The organism is Sinomonas soli, from assembly GCF_054782415.1.
In genome coordinates this window covers 35,283-47,673 of sequence record NZ_BAAGSN010000002.1, presented here as the reverse complement: position 1 = coordinate 47,673, position 12,391 = coordinate 35,283, and the positions used below count along the sequence as shown (strand labels likewise).

The 12,391-nt window shown below is 74.6% G+C and carries 13 protein-coding genes; 9 read left to right on the top strand and 4 right to left on the bottom strand.

Annotated elements, in window-relative coordinates; genetic code table 11:
- Positions 1–47: 47 nt before the first annotated feature.
- Positions 48–647, bottom strand: a complete 600-nt coding sequence (locus tag ACYVKZ_RS00785; protein ID WP_460990136.1) for a cysteine hydrolase family protein — start codon at positions 645–647, stop codon at positions 48–50.
- A gap of 42 nt (positions 648–689) precedes the next feature.
- Entirely contained in the window at positions 690–1,139 is a 450-nt protein-coding gene (locus ACYVKZ_RS00780) for a MarR family winged helix-turn-helix transcriptional regulator (RefSeq protein ID WP_460990135.1), read from the bottom strand.
- Positions 1,140–1,229: 90 nt separating this feature from the next.
- Here ACYVKZ_RS00780 and ACYVKZ_RS00775 point away from each other — a divergent pair, with 90 nt between their 5' ends.
- The 6 genes from ACYVKZ_RS00775 (at position 1,230) to ACYVKZ_RS00750 (ending at position 7,990) form a co-directional block, all read left to right on the top strand.
- Complete coding sequence (locus ACYVKZ_RS00775) at positions 1,230–1,766, top strand: hypothetical protein (RefSeq protein ID WP_460990134.1); 537 nt, start codon at positions 1,230–1,232, stop codon at positions 1,764–1,766.
- A complete protein-coding gene (locus ACYVKZ_RS00770; RefSeq protein ID WP_460990133.1) occupies positions 1,766–2,341 on the top strand; it encodes a TerD family protein in 576 nt (191 codons plus the stop codon). Before ACYVKZ_RS00775 ends, ACYVKZ_RS00770 begins: the two co-directional genes overlap by 1 nt.
- Positions 2,342–2,535: 194 nt before the next feature.
- Positions 2,536–3,138 carry a hypothetical protein gene (locus ACYVKZ_RS00765; RefSeq protein ID WP_460990132.1) on the top strand — a complete coding sequence of 201 codons (603 nt, stop codon included), beginning with the start codon at positions 2,536–2,538 and terminating at the stop codon, positions 3,136–3,138.
- Between the two features lie 91 nt (positions 3,139–3,229).
- Entirely contained in the window at positions 3,230–4,408 is a 1,179-nt protein-coding gene (locus ACYVKZ_RS00760; RefSeq protein ID WP_460990131.1) for an HpcH/HpaI aldolase/citrate lyase family protein, read from the top strand.
- Entirely contained in the window at positions 4,405–7,125 is a 2,721-nt protein-coding gene (locus tag ACYVKZ_RS00755; RefSeq protein ID WP_460990130.1) for a phosphoribosyltransferase domain-containing protein, read from the top strand. The genes ACYVKZ_RS00760 and ACYVKZ_RS00755 overlap by 4 nt, the downstream gene beginning before the upstream one ends.
- On the top strand, positions 7,118–7,990 hold the full coding sequence (locus ACYVKZ_RS00750; RefSeq protein WP_460990129.1) for an HAD family hydrolase: 873 nt from the start codon (positions 7,118–7,120) through the stop codon (positions 7,988–7,990). Before ACYVKZ_RS00755 ends, ACYVKZ_RS00750 begins: the two co-directional genes overlap by 8 nt.
- On the opposite strand, the gene ACYVKZ_RS00745 is transcribed toward ACYVKZ_RS00750, so the two are convergent.
- Complete coding sequence (locus tag ACYVKZ_RS00745) at positions 7,930–8,970, bottom strand: LLM class flavin-dependent oxidoreductase (RefSeq protein WP_460990128.1); 1,041 nt, start codon at positions 8,968–8,970, stop codon at positions 7,930–7,932. The two genes, ACYVKZ_RS00750 and ACYVKZ_RS00745, sit on opposite strands and share 61 nt — an antisense overlap.
- 203 nt (positions 8,971–9,173) lie before the next feature.
- Between ACYVKZ_RS00745 and ACYVKZ_RS00740 the strand changes: the two genes are divergently transcribed.
- The 3 genes from ACYVKZ_RS00740 (at position 9,174) to ACYVKZ_RS00730 (ending at position 11,041) form a co-directional block, all read left to right on the top strand.
- Positions 9,174–9,761, top strand: coding sequence for a hypothetical protein (locus ACYVKZ_RS00740; protein WP_460990127.1), 588 nt, complete (start codon positions 9,174–9,176; stop codon positions 9,759–9,761).
- A 156-nt stretch (positions 9,762–9,917) separates the two neighbouring features.
- A complete protein-coding gene (locus tag ACYVKZ_RS00735) occupies positions 9,918–10,202 on the top strand; it encodes a WXG100 family type VII secretion target (RefSeq protein ID WP_307006054.1) in 285 nt (94 codons plus the stop codon).
- 257 nt (positions 10,203–10,459) lie between these two features.
- Positions 10,460–11,041: an Lrp/AsnC family transcriptional regulator gene (locus ACYVKZ_RS00730; RefSeq protein WP_460990126.1), complete on the top strand. Its 582-nt coding sequence runs from the start codon at positions 10,460–10,462 to the stop codon at positions 11,039–11,041.
- 240 nt (positions 11,042–11,281) lie between these two features.
- Here the strand turns inward: ACYVKZ_RS00730 and ACYVKZ_RS00725 are convergent, their stop codons facing one another.
- Positions 11,282–12,232: a hypothetical protein gene (locus ACYVKZ_RS00725; protein ID WP_460990125.1), complete on the bottom strand. Its 951-nt coding sequence runs from the start codon at positions 12,230–12,232 to the stop codon at positions 11,282–11,284.
- Positions 12,233–12,391 lie beyond the last annotated feature (159 nt).

The following is a 12,391-nucleotide window of genomic DNA, read 5'->3' as shown; positions in this document are numbered from 1 at the left end:
GCCGGCTCGGCCGCGGCAGGCGGGGCGCGCCGCCAGCGGCCCAGGGGTCAGGGCGCGGTCCGCTCGCCGGTCCCCTGCCGGGCGGCGAGCAGGCCGAGGACGTCCTGAGCGGTCCCGGTCTCCCCGAGGCGCGGGAACACGGCCGAGACGGCGTACTCGTGGGCCCCGGGGCTGAAATCGGTCATGGCATCGACCGCGAGCGCCACCGAGTAGCCGAGGTCGTGGGCGGCGCGGGCCGTGGACTCGACGCCCATGCTCGTGGAGATCCCGGCCAGGACGATCTGGGTCACGCCGAGCCCGCGCAGGACCGCGTCGAGGTCCGTGGTCGCGAAGGTGCCCACGCTGCGCTTCGTGAGCAGCACATCGTCGTCGGCAGTGTGCAGGCCCTCGACGAGGGCCGCGAAGTCGTCGGGGAGCTGCGCCGGCAGGCGCCGCCCCAGGTCGGTCCGGCCAGCCGGGGCGCCGGCGACGTTGACGAGGACCACGGGCAGGCCAGCGGCCCGGAACGCATCGGCGAGCCGCGTCGACGCGGCGACGACGTCCGGGATGCGCGGCGCCCCGGAGGGCTCCTGAGGCCGGCCCGTGATCCCCTTCTGGAGGTCGATCACCACGAGGGCGGTGCGGGGGTCGAGGGCGGTGAGGGCCATTGCGGGACTCCTTGGGGCTGGGGGTTCGGTCGGGAACCGGGCTCAGGCGACGTCGGCGATGCGGGCCAGGAGCGCGAGGGCATCGCGGAGCCGGGCGAGCTCGTCCGCGTCCAGCTCGCGGGCCAGGGTGCGCTGCAGCCAGTCCTCCTTGGCGAGCCGGTGGGCGGCGAACCGCTCGCGGGCCTCCGGGGTGAGGGACAGGGGCGCCTTGCGCCCGTCGGCGGGGTCGGGGTCGCGGCGGAGCAGGCCGACGCCCTCGAGCGCCGCGACGGTGGCGCCCATGGACTGCGGGCGCACTCCTTCAGCGCGGGCGAGCCCGCTCACGGTGGCCGGGCCGTCCCGCTCGAGCCGGACGAGGACGTTGATCTGGGACCGGGTGAGGTCCACGGGGTCCGCCTGCTGGCGCAGCCGGCGGCTGAGGCGGGCGAGCACCGGCCGGAGCTCACCGGCGAGGGCTGCAGCCTCGGGGCTGGCCACGCGGTCTGTCTCCATCCGCCCATTCCAGCACATGCGAAGGAACCTGCACAGCCTCCTTCAGGGTTTCCCGGCGCCGAACACAGCGCGAGCGGCTAAGGTGAATCCATGGTCGGGAAGTTCTTCGGATCGCTGTTCGGCGGGGCCGGGCACGAGCCCGAGCATGGCCTCGATGAGCAGCTGCCCCTCACCCAGGCCCAGGAGCTCGAGCAGACGCGCGAGGCCCTCGGGACGCTGCGCAGCGCCATCCGCCGCGCGGGTGCCGTGCTGCCCACGCTCGCGTCCTCGCGGGTCCGGCAGACCGACGACCTCCTGGCAGGGCTCATCGGCTACATCGCCGAGCACGGCGCCTCCACGGAGCAGCGGGTCCTGCTCAACGCGATCGTCACCGACTACCTCCCCACGTCGCTGCGCGTCTACCGCGCCCTGCCGCCGTCCACCCACACGGACTCGAGCCCCGAGTCGGAGAAGCTGCTCGAGCAGCTGGACATCCTGCACTCGACAGCCCTGGACCTGGACAACCAGGTCCGCACCGGGGCCCTCGCCGAGCTCAGCGTCCACGGGCGCTTCCTGCAGGACAAGTTCGACGTCGGCGGCATCCGCCTCACCTCAGCTCCGCAACCCCGAGAAGGAGACGCACTCTGATGGCCACGATGGTCGCAGGCAGCAATGCCCCCCTCACGGCGGAGAACCCCGGGCTCGGCGGGGTGATGGTGGCGATGGGCTGGCAGATCGTGCCGAGCAACGGCCCCCAGTCCGAACTCACCTCGCTCGCGATCATCTGTGGCGAGGACGGGCGCGCCCTCTCTCCCGAGCACCTCGTCTTCTTCAATCAGCTCACGACGGCGGGCGGCGGCGTCCGCTTCACCGGCGGCGAGGAGGGCGCGCACGGCGCGACGCACGACCAGGAGCAGATCGACGTCGAGTTCGGGCTCATCCCGGCCGAGGTCGCCAAGATCGCGTTCCTCGCCTACGTGGACCCGGAGGTGCGCGGCCCGGGGACCTTCGGCGCCGTGCGCAGCGCCTACATCCGGCTCGCCCGGCCCGACGGCTCGGAGCTCCTGCGCTTCGACGTCCCGGAGCTGCACGGGGACCGGATCAAGGCCATGATGTTCGGCGAGCTCTACCGGCACCGCGACGACTGGAAGTTCCGGGCCCTCGGCCAGGGCTACGAGAACGGCCTCGCCGGCGTCTCCCGCGACTTCGGGCTCGACCTCTGATGAAGGGCCTGGCTGGCTCCGATGTGCCGTTCATGACCCGGCGGGTCACGACGCCCGCGCCGGCGGTTGATCCCCGCCGAAACGCCGAAGCGGCGGTTGAGCCCCGCCGAAACGCCGAACCGGTGGGTGAGCGCAGCCGAAACCCCCTCGACCTCGGCGAGCCTACGGTCCCCGCTCCCCCGTCCTCTGCCCGCGTGGCATCCGCCGGCCTCGACCTCTCCCCCGCCCCGGCCGCCGGGGGCCAGCCGCCCGCCACGGCCCGCAACCCGGGCCCGACCGCGCTCGAGTCCCGCCTGTACCCGGCACCGGCGTTCGGCGAGCTCCACCAGCTCGCGGAGGGCGCCGCCGTCGTGCGCCTGAACCCGCGCCAGTCCGGGATCGGGTCCCTCTTCGTCACCGGCGCGCGCGGCACGGCCTGGGAGGGCGAGGACCGCACCACGGGGGCGCAGAGCGTGCACCGGGAGCAGATCGGCACCCCCATTCCGACCCCCGGGAACCGGCCGCTCGTGGGCTTCGTTAATCGGGACGCCGTCGTGGTGCTGCGCCATGTGCGCAGGCTCCGCCGGGCCCTGTTCATCGGGGCCGGCGGGACCATGACGGTCCAGACCTTCGACGGCTCGGCCATCGCGGTCCAGGGCACCCTGGGCCCGAGCCAGCGCACGGTCCTGACCGCGACCCGCATCGGCGCGCTCCTCGAGCTGCGCGCCGAATCGGTCCCCGAGGACTGGGACGACGGCGAGATCTGGCGCGAGTTCGCCTTCACGATGACCGTGGGACTGGGAGGCCTGCGGCGCTAGCCTGGCCGCGCACCCGGCCGTCCCGACCGCCCCGGCCCCGCGGCTTGCGGAGCCGCCCTGTTCCTGCACGCACCGACACCTGGGGGACCCCGTGCTGCACTACTCGTACCTCACCACGAGCACCCGCGAGCGGCTCTTCGCCCGCCGGCCGCGCGAGCTGGGTCCCGACAGCGGCGCGGAGGCGCTCGCCGTCGGCCTCGGTGCCACGCTCTACACGCCGGGCACCCGGCCGGGCCTCGCCGAGGGGATCCTCCGCCGAGCCCGCTCCGGCTGCACGAGCACCGTGCTGTGCCTCGAGGACGCCGTCCCCGACTCGGCCGTGGAGAGCGCCGAGGACAACGTGGCCGGGGCCCTCGCGGAGCTCGCGGGGCTCGACGCGCCGACCCGGGCGCGGACGCTGCCGCTGCTGTTCGTGCGGCCCCGCTCCCCCGAGCAGCTGCTCGCCCTCGGCCGCCGGCTCGGGGACGCCGCGGAGATCCTCACGGGCTTCGTGCTCCCCAAATTCGAGAACTCCTCGGGCCGCGCCGAACGGTTCCTCGAGGCCCTCGGGCAGCTCAACGCCGAGCTCTCCCCGCGGGTCCCGCTGCGGGCCATGCCCATCATCGAGCACCCCGTGACCACGCACCGGGAGAGCCGGCCGGAGGCCCTGCTCGCCGTCCGCGACCTGCTCGAGGCGCACCGCGAGCTCATCCTGTCGGTGCGGATCGGGGCCACGGACATCGCCTCCACCTACGGGCTGCGGCGCTCGCGCGACCTGACCATCTACCACGTGGCCGTGGTCGCAGAGGTGATCGCGGACGTGGTGGGCATCCTCGGCCGGGCCGACGGCGGGTGGGTCATCTCCGGTCCCGTCTGGGAGCACTACACGAACACCGAGCGGATCCTGCGGCCCCTGCTGCGCGCCACCCCGTTCGACGCCGCGAACTCGGGCGTGCTGCGCGAGCAGCTCCTCGGCGCGAACCTCGACGGGCTCCTGCGCGAGATCGAGCTCGACCTGGCCAACGGCCTGCTCGGCAAGACCGTGATCCACCCCTCCCATGTCCCGCTCGTGCACGCGCTGCACGTCGTGGCGCACGACGAGTACGTCGACGCCGTGGACATCATGGCGGCCGAGGGCGGCGGGGCGGTCGCCTCCCGCTCGGGCGTGCGGATGAACGAGGCCAAGCCCCACCGGGCGTGGGCCCGCCGCACCCTCCTGCGGGCCGACGCGTTCGGCGTCGCCCGGCCGGACGTGACCTTCGTGGACCTGCTGGAAGCGAGCATGAAGTGACGGACACCGCCGAGGTCACCCCGTGGGACCGCGAAGTAACCCCGCCGGAGGACGAGTGGCCCGGCACGGTGGTCCGCGACCGCCTGGGGATCACGCTCGCGACGGCGCCGGGCAGCCTCCTGCCCGTCGACGCCCTCGTGGGCCTCGCGGTGCGGCGCAACCCGAAGCGGGCCCAGTTGCTCGTCTCGCGCGTCCTCGCCAAGCACGTGCCCACCCCGCCGGCGCTCGCCCTGGGCGCCGCCCGGCTCCTCGGCGCGGCCGTGGCCCGCGAGCTGGGGCTCACTCCCGCAGACGGCATGCCCCCCGGGCCCCCGCTGGAGGAGGCCGCCCGGGCGCTCCTGGCCCGCCTCGCCGGGGACGCGCCGTCAGACGCGCCGCCCCTCCCCCTGCCGCCGGCCCCCTCCGGCGGCGAGCAGATCGCGACCCTCGGCTACGCCGAGACCGCCACCGGCCTCGGGCACGTGGTCGCCGAGTACCTCGGTTCGTACTACCTCCACTCGACTCGGCTGAGCACGCCCGTGCGTCCCTTCGGCGGCTTCGAGGAGGAGCACTCGCACGCGACGGGGCACGCCCTCGTGCCGAGCGACCCCACCCGCCTCGCCCGCGCCGCCACCGTGGTGCTGGTCGACGACGAGCTCTCCACCGGCCGCACCGTCCTCAACACGGTCCGCGAGCTGCACGCCGCCTGGCTCCGGGAGGCCGCGCACGACGCCGGCCCCTCCGTCGGAGCCTCGCCGCGCCGGCGGTACGTGGTCGCCACCCTGGTTGACCTTCGTTCGGCCGAGGACCGCGCCGAGTTCGAGCGGCTCGCCGGGGAGCTCGGGTGCGCCCTGACGGTCGTGGCCCTCGGGGAGGGATCGGTGGGCCTGCCTGCCGGTGTGCTCGAGCGGGCCGCACACTGGCTGGCCGAGTCCCCCGGCCGCGACCTCGGCACTCCACTGGGCGACCTCGCGCACCCACCGGGTGACCTCGCGCACCTACGGGGTGACCTCGGCACGGCCCGGAGCGCCCGGTTCGGCGTCGACACCGCCGGGCCCCACGGGGTCCGGCTCGCGGACCTCGCTGCCCCCACCGCACGCGCCGCGGCCGCGGCCCTCGCCCGCGCCGGGTTCTCCCGGAACGCCCGGGTCCTCGTGCTCGGCGCCGAGGAGCACCTCGGGCTTCCCCTCGCCGTCGCCGACGCCCTCGCCGCCGACCTCCCCGGCGTCCTCTTCTCCTCGACCACGCGCTCGCCCGTGCACGTCCACGACGAGCCCGGCTACGCGGTCCGCTCCGCGCTGACGTTCGCCTCCCACGACCACGCCCTCGACGGCGCGCCGGGCACCGGCCGCCGCCACGCCTACAACGTCCTGACCCCCGGAGAGCGCTTCGACGCCATCGTCTACGTGCCCGAACCCGGCACCGAGCCTGAGGACCTCAGATCCCCGGGGCGCCCGGGAACGGAGGCCCACGGCGAGCCCAGCGTCGCCGAGGCCCTCGCCCGGGCGGCGTGCACCGTCGTCGTGCTCCACCTCGGCGCCGAGCCGCCGTACGCCGAGCCGCTGCGCGGCGGCGCCCACCCCGGGGGCTTCGGCTCCTACCCGCCCGAGGACGTCGGCTGGCTGCTCAAGGACCTCTCCGGCGCGCGCCTCGAGGCGCCGGCCCACGAGCGCGAGGCCGCGATCCAGTCGGGCCGGGCGAGCTACGCCGAGTCGCTGCCGCAGGAGTACGAGCCGAGCCCCGAGTACCAGGCGCTGTTCCACGAGGCCCTCGCGGCATCCGGGCAGCGCATCGCGCAGGCCGTCGCGGACGTCACCGAGCAGGTCCTCGCCCTGCGCGGGCGGGAGCCGGTGCTCGTCTCGCTCGCCCGGGCCGGGACGCCCGTCGGGGTGCTCATGCGCCGCTGGGCCGCGCACGCCCACGGGCTCGACGTGCCGCACTACACGATGAGCATCGTGCGCGGCCTCGGGATCGACGCCAACGCGCTGCGCTGGCTGCTCACCCGCCACCGGCCCGAGCAGATCATGTTCGTGGACGGCTGGACGGGCAAGGGGGCGATCGCGCGGGAGCTCGGCGCGGCGCTCGAGGACTTCGCCGCCTCGGACGGGGTGCGCCTCTCCTCCGAGCTCGCCGTCCTGGCCGACCCGGGGCACTGCGTGCGCGTGTTCGGCACCCGGGACGACTTCCTCATCCCCTCGGCCTGCCTCAACTCGACCGTCTCGGGGCTCGTGTCCCGCACGGTGTTCAACCGCGTGCTGGTGGGCCCGCACGAGACGCACGGGGCCAAGTTCTACCGCGAGCTCGCCGCCCGGGACGTCTCGAACGAGTTCGTCGACGCGGTGGCCGCGCACTTCCCCGGCGTCCGTCGGCGGCTGCGCGGGCCCCTCACCGAGCCCACGTGGGCCGGCTGGGCGGCCGTGGAGCGGATCGCCGCGGAACAGGGCCTCGGCCCGCTCGAGAACGCGGTCAACCTCGTCAAGCCCGGCGTCGGCGAGACCACCCGCGTGCTGCTGCGCCGGGTCCCCTGGAAGGTGCTCGCGCGCCCGGAGCTGCTCGCCACGGACGACGCAGGCCGCCTCCTGCGCGGCGACCTCGCCCACGTGCTCCTGCTCGCCGCCCAGCGGGACGTGCCGGTGGAGCCGTCGGCGGGCCTGCCGTACAGCTGCGTGGGGATCATCCATCCGCGCTTCACCCCCGCCGCGACCGGGGCCGACGGCAGGGCGGTGCGCGATGTCTAGGCCGGTCGTGGCGTGCGACCTCGACCGCACACTCATCTACTCCGCCAGGGCGCTCCACCTCGAGGGCCCCGACCAGGACGCGCCGCGGCTCGTGGTGAGCGAGGTGTACGAGAACGCCCCGCTGAGCTACATGACCCGCGTGGCCGAGGACCTCCTGCACGAGCTGCTCGGCCACGCCGTCCTCGTCCCGGTGACCACCCGGACCCAGGCCCAGTTCGCCCGAGTCCAGCTCCCCGCCACCCCGTACGCGATCACCACCAACGGCGGCATCCTCCTGCACCACGGGACGCCCGACGGCGCGTGGTCCGCGCGGGTGAGCGGCGCCGTCGGCCGCGGCTCGGCACCCATCGGCGAGGTTCTGGCACGCCTGTGCGAGAACGCTCCGCCATGGGTGGAGCGGGTCCGGACGGCCGAGGACCTGTTCGCCTACGCGATCGTCGACCGGGCCGCGCTGCCGGACGAGTGGCTGGCCGAGCTCACGGGCTGGTGCGCCGGGCGCGGCTGGGTCGTCTCGCTCCAAGGGCGCAAGCTCTACTGCGTCCCGGCGGCGGTGACCAAGGAGGCCGCCGTTGCCGAGGTGATGGAGCGGGCGGGGTCAGGGCGGCTCATCGCCGCCGGCGACTCGCTGCTCGACCGGGGGCTCCTCGAGCTGGCCGACGTGGCCCTGCGGCCCCGCCACGGCGAGCTCGAGGCCGCGCGCTACACGCGACCGGGGCTGCAGGTGACGGAGCGCGCCGGGGTCCTGGCGGGGGAGGAGATCCTCCGGGCGGCGCTGGAGGCCGCGCGCGCCCTGCCCGCCCGCGCTCAGCCGACGGCGGCGGACGCGGAGGCGTCCTTGGCCCACTCCTCGGCCATGAGGCGGTAGGAGCGCTCGCGCATCGCGGGATCGTGGGCGTAGCCGGTGAGGACGATCTCGTCGATGCCGTACGAGGCCGCGAAGACCCGCAGGAACTCGGCTGCCTCGCCGGGGGTGCCGACGGCGGAGAAGCGCAGCGCCGAGGTGGCCATCTGCTCCTCATGCTGGGCCCAGTCCATCTCGCGGACCGGCGGACGGAGCGGCCCGCGGGCGCCGCGGCGGATCGCCACGAACATCTGCTGGTGGGTGGTGAAGAGGAACTCCGCCTCCTCGCGCGTCGGGGCGACCATGAGGTTGGCCCCGGCCATGACGTAGGGGTCGGGGATCTGCGCGGTCGGCGCGGACGGGTTGAACATCTGCCGGTAGGTCCAGATCGCCTCCGAGAGCTGGAACGGGGCGAAGTGGCTCGCGGCCGCGTACGGCAGCCCGAGCTGGCCCGCGATCGCCGCGCCCGCCGTCGAGCTCCCGAGGATCCACAGTGGGACCTTGGTCCCGCGGGCCACCGCCGCGTGGACCCCCTGGGAGAGCTGGACGCTCTCGGCGTCGTCCTCCTGCACGCCGAAGAACCACGCGAGGAGCCGGATGTTCGCGGCGAAGGCGGCCTCGCCGTCGTCGCGCGCGCCGCGGCGCAGGAGGGCCGCCGTGCGCGGATCGGTCCCGGGGGCGCGCCCCAGGCCGAGGTCGATCCGGTCGCCGTAGAGGTTGGCGAGCGTGCCGAACGCCTCGGCGACGGCGAGCGGCGCGTGGTTCGGGAGCATGATCCCGCCCGAGCCGACGCGCAGCCTGGACGTGTTCGCTGCCGCGTTGGCGATCAGGAGCGCCGTGGCGCTCGAGGCGAGCGCGTCCGTGTTGTGGTGCTCGGCGTACCAGAGCCTCCGATAGCCGGCTTCGTCCGCGAGGCGCGCGAGGCGGGTCGAGGCAGCCAGCGCGCCGGCCACGTCGGAGCCTTCCACGATGGGGGCGAGGTCAAGGATCGAAAGTGCGGTCACAAGGGCGGCAACCGGTACGCGGGCCGAGATGTTCCCGAGACAAGTGTGAGCCCGATGTCACGTTGGATAACAGCTCCATTGCGTTTCAGCAACGTCCTCGATTCCGGGTGTTACAAGCGTGGCCAGCGGGAAAGAATGAAGGCGTTGTGGCCGGCCGGGGACATCCCGAGCTCGTGGGAGGAGCTGCTGTGGACGATGCGTTGATGGTGACGAACCTTGTGTACTTCGGGACGCTCATGATCGGGGGCGCGCTCCTGCTGTTCCTCGCGGTGGCCACCGTCATCACGCTCGTGATCGCCGGCGCGGGCCAGGGAGTCGCGTCGGCGGCCATGGCCGCTCTGCGGGCAGCGCGCGGACTGGTCCAGCGAGGGCTCGCACGGCGCGAGGCCGCGGCCCAGGGGCCCGCGGTCGAGACCGAGGATGCCCGCGCCGAGTACGCCCGCCGGGCCGTGATCGCCAAGGCGGATGCCCTCCTCGCCGCGAAGCGGTCCTCCGCCACCGCAGCCTCGGCCGCCGCGGACTCGCGCGCCCCGCGGGCCGTCGACGCCGAGGAGGCGCAGCCTGCCGACGAGGAGGTCGCGATACCGGTCCTGCTGCCCGCCCTCAGCGTCGCCTCGGCCCCCGCTCCTGCCCCCGCCCCGGCTCCTGCCCCGTCCGAAGACCACGCGGCGCCGGCGCGCCCGAGCGAGCCCGCCGCCGTCGCCCGCATGCGCCCCGCCCGGCCGATGCCCGCCCGGCCCGGCCCGCACACCGGGACCCAGCCGATCCTGGTGGTCAGCCGGGCCAGCTGACAGGACCAGCACGCTTCGGGGCCCGACGCCGCGCCAGCCGCGGTGCCGGGCCCCTTCCCTGTGTGGAGTTCTCCCCATCGCGCGGGGTGCCGGGCGGCGTATAGCGTGGAGCCAGTCCACGGGGGAAGCCCGAGGGGCAGGACGGAAGGGAAGACCATGGCTATTCAGCAGGGCGCCAACGTTGCCGAGCTCCGCGGTGTCGCGAAGCAGTTCGACGCGAAGGCCAACGAGGTGGACCAGATCAAGAACAACCTCAATGCGCTGATCAACAACAACATCCCGGCGAACTGGGCCGGCCGCGACGCCGAGCAGTTCAAGGGCGAGTGGCAGTCCACGGGCATGAAGTCCCTGGCCAAGCTCGTCGAGCAGCTGCGCGACGCCTCGCGCACCATGAACACCAACGCCACGGCGCAGGAGCAGACCTCCAGCAGCCTGCACTAGCGCCCGCACGGCCACCGCGCCGCCCGCGCACGCGAGAGGCCCCGCGGCATCTGCCGTGGGGCCTCTCGTTGCGTTCCGGCTCCCTTGCTGGAGTCCCGGGGGTCCTGCTGCGGCCGGGTCCGGTGTGACCGCTCGGGCCAGGGCGGTCGGTGTCCCGGGCTGGCCGTCGCCGCGCCGTCCGGGCCGGTGGGCCCGTCGGGCTGACTGCTACCATCAGAGCAAGTCACGGGCACCAGCGACAACTGTGCCGCCGATCGATGGTCAATCTGACCAAGAGAACCCGCTTTGAGCCGTGGAGAGTGATCAGAACGCAGCAGCTTGACCGCACCGACCGCCGGATCCTCCTCGCGCTCGACGAGGACCCGCGCGCGCCCATCATGGTCCTCGCGCAGCGCCTGGGCCTTGCACGGGGCACCGTGCAGTCCCGCCTCGAGCGGATGGGCGCGAGCGGCGTGCTGCGCGCCAGCAGTACCCGCGTGCACCCCGAGGGGCTGGGCCGCGGGGTCCTGGCCGAGGTCAGCGCCGAGCTGGACCAGAGCCACATCAACGAGGCCGTGGCCGCGCTGCGGCGCATCCCCGAGGTCCTCGAGTGCCTGGCCCCGGCCGGGGACACCGACCTCCTCATCCGGGCGGTTGCCACGAGCCCGGATGACCTCTACCGCGTGTCCGAGGAGATCCGCCTGTGCCCAGGCATCCGGCGCACGTCGACCCGGATGATCCTGCGCACGGTCATCCCGTACCGGACCACAGCGCTCCTCGAGGCCGATGACGGCGGCGCCCCTGCGCCGTCCCCCGCGGCCCCGCCCCCGGCGACCCGACCAAGGTCCCGCCGCCCCTGACCATTTCGGGTACGCATCTCGTCGCCCTTTCGCCGTTTCGGGTACGCATCTCGTCGCCCTTTCGCCGTTTCGGGTACGCATCTCGTCGCCCTTTCGCCATTTCGGGTACGCCAGGCGCGTACCCGAGACGCTGTTTCCGCAGCGAGATGCGTACCCGGAACCGGGCGAGTGGGGACAGGGCAGCGGCGGCTCGGCAGCGCCGGGTGCGCACCCGGCGTCGTCCGCAGACGGGCCGCCCGGCTACTCCCCTGAGCGGCGCTCGAGGTCCTCGAAGTCCTTCAGCCACAGCTCGCGGGCCTCGGTGTCCCGTGCGCGCCGGGCCTGCGTGAGCGCGCGCAGCTCCTCGAACGCCGAGGAGGGGGCGCAGGCGGCGGCGCCGCGCCGGCGCCGGGACACACCCAGCATGAGCAGCGCCCGCTCGGTGGCGGCGGAGTTCTTGACCGCGAACGCGGTGCGGCGGCGCCGCAGGGCCTCGCGGACGGCGGCAAGGGCATCGGCTCGGCGGCCGAGCTCGCGCAGGGCCCGCGCGCGGAGCACGAGGAGGGCCGCGGCGAGGTCGCTCGCGTTCGCCAGGCCGTCGGTCCAGGCCACGATGTCGTGCGGGCGTCCCAGCACCTCGGCGAGGCGGCACGAGGCCAGCGCCGTGGGCATCGAGGGCGGCAGCGGGGCGAGGACGGCGAGCGCCTCGTCCGGCCGGCCGACCTCCCGGAGGCTGTGGGCGAGCGCGAGGCACACGGCCTCCTCGCTGAAGAGGACCTCAACCTCGACCCCTTCGGAGACCTCGATCCAGTGCCGCACCGCTCCGAGGTACTCGGTCGCGAACGCGGCGGCGGCCGGCTCACTCGTGCCCGCGAGCCCGCGGGCCAGGAGCTCGGCGGCCTGAGCGTGGTGGTGGGACCGGTACGCCTGGAGGCCTCCCATGACGTAGCAGAGCCCGGACCAGCCGGGGTGCGCGCGGGCGATCATCACGAGCCGCTCCGGCTCCGCGTGGGCGAACACGGCCGTGTGGACCTGCTTCTCGACCTTGGACGCGAACGGCCGCAGGCGCGGGGCCCTGGTCCTGCCGGTGACCCGCTGGGCGAGACGGCGTCTGATGCCGCGGACAGGGGCGTAGACCTGCGCGCCGCGGAAGGGCGTGAGGTCGCGCGGGTCGTGGAACGGGGGGCGGCCGCCCAATTCGCGGGAAGGCATGCCCACCATGCTAGCGACGCGGCGCCGCCCACCCCCAGCCGGGCTTTCGGGTACGCATCTCGCCGGGGAAACGGCATTCCGGGTACACCGCTGCCCGCGCCGTTCCTTCCCCCGAGGGGAAACCCCGGCGAGACGGCCGACGGCGGCGCTGCGCGTCGT

Bases quoted from the DNA above. Each gene is read 5' to 3' on its own strand.
- ACYVKZ_RS00785 (WP_460990136.1), bottom strand. From the start codon at position 647: ATGGCCCTCACCGCCCTCGACCCCCGCACCGCCCTCGTGGTGATCGAC.
- ACYVKZ_RS00780 (WP_460990135.1), bottom strand. From the start codon at position 1,139: ATGGAGACAGACCGCGTGGCCAGCCCCGAGGCTGCAGCCCTCGCCGGT.
- ACYVKZ_RS00775 (WP_460990134.1), top strand. From the start codon at position 1,230: ATGGTCGGGAAGTTCTTCGGATCGCTGTTCGGCGGGGCCGGGCACGAG.
- ACYVKZ_RS00770 (WP_460990133.1), top strand. From the start codon at position 1,766: ATGGCCACGATGGTCGCAGGCAGCAATGCCCCCCTCACGGCGGAGAAC.
- ACYVKZ_RS00750 (WP_460990129.1), top strand. From the start codon at position 7,118: ATGTCTAGGCCGGTCGTGGCGTGCGACCTCGACCGCACACTCATCTAC.
- ACYVKZ_RS00740 (WP_460990127.1), top strand. From the start codon at position 9,174: ATGGTGACGAACCTTGTGTACTTCGGGACGCTCATGATCGGGGGCGCG.
- ACYVKZ_RS00735 (WP_307006054.1), top strand. From the start codon at position 9,918: ATGGCTATTCAGCAGGGCGCCAACGTTGCCGAGCTCCGCGGTGTCGCG.
- ACYVKZ_RS00730 (WP_460990126.1), top strand. From the start codon at position 10,460: ATGGTCAATCTGACCAAGAGAACCCGCTTTGAGCCGTGGAGAGTGATC.
- ACYVKZ_RS00725 (WP_460990125.1), bottom strand. From the start codon at position 12,232: ATGCCTTCCCGCGAATTGGGCGGCCGCCCCCCGTTCCACGACCCGCGC.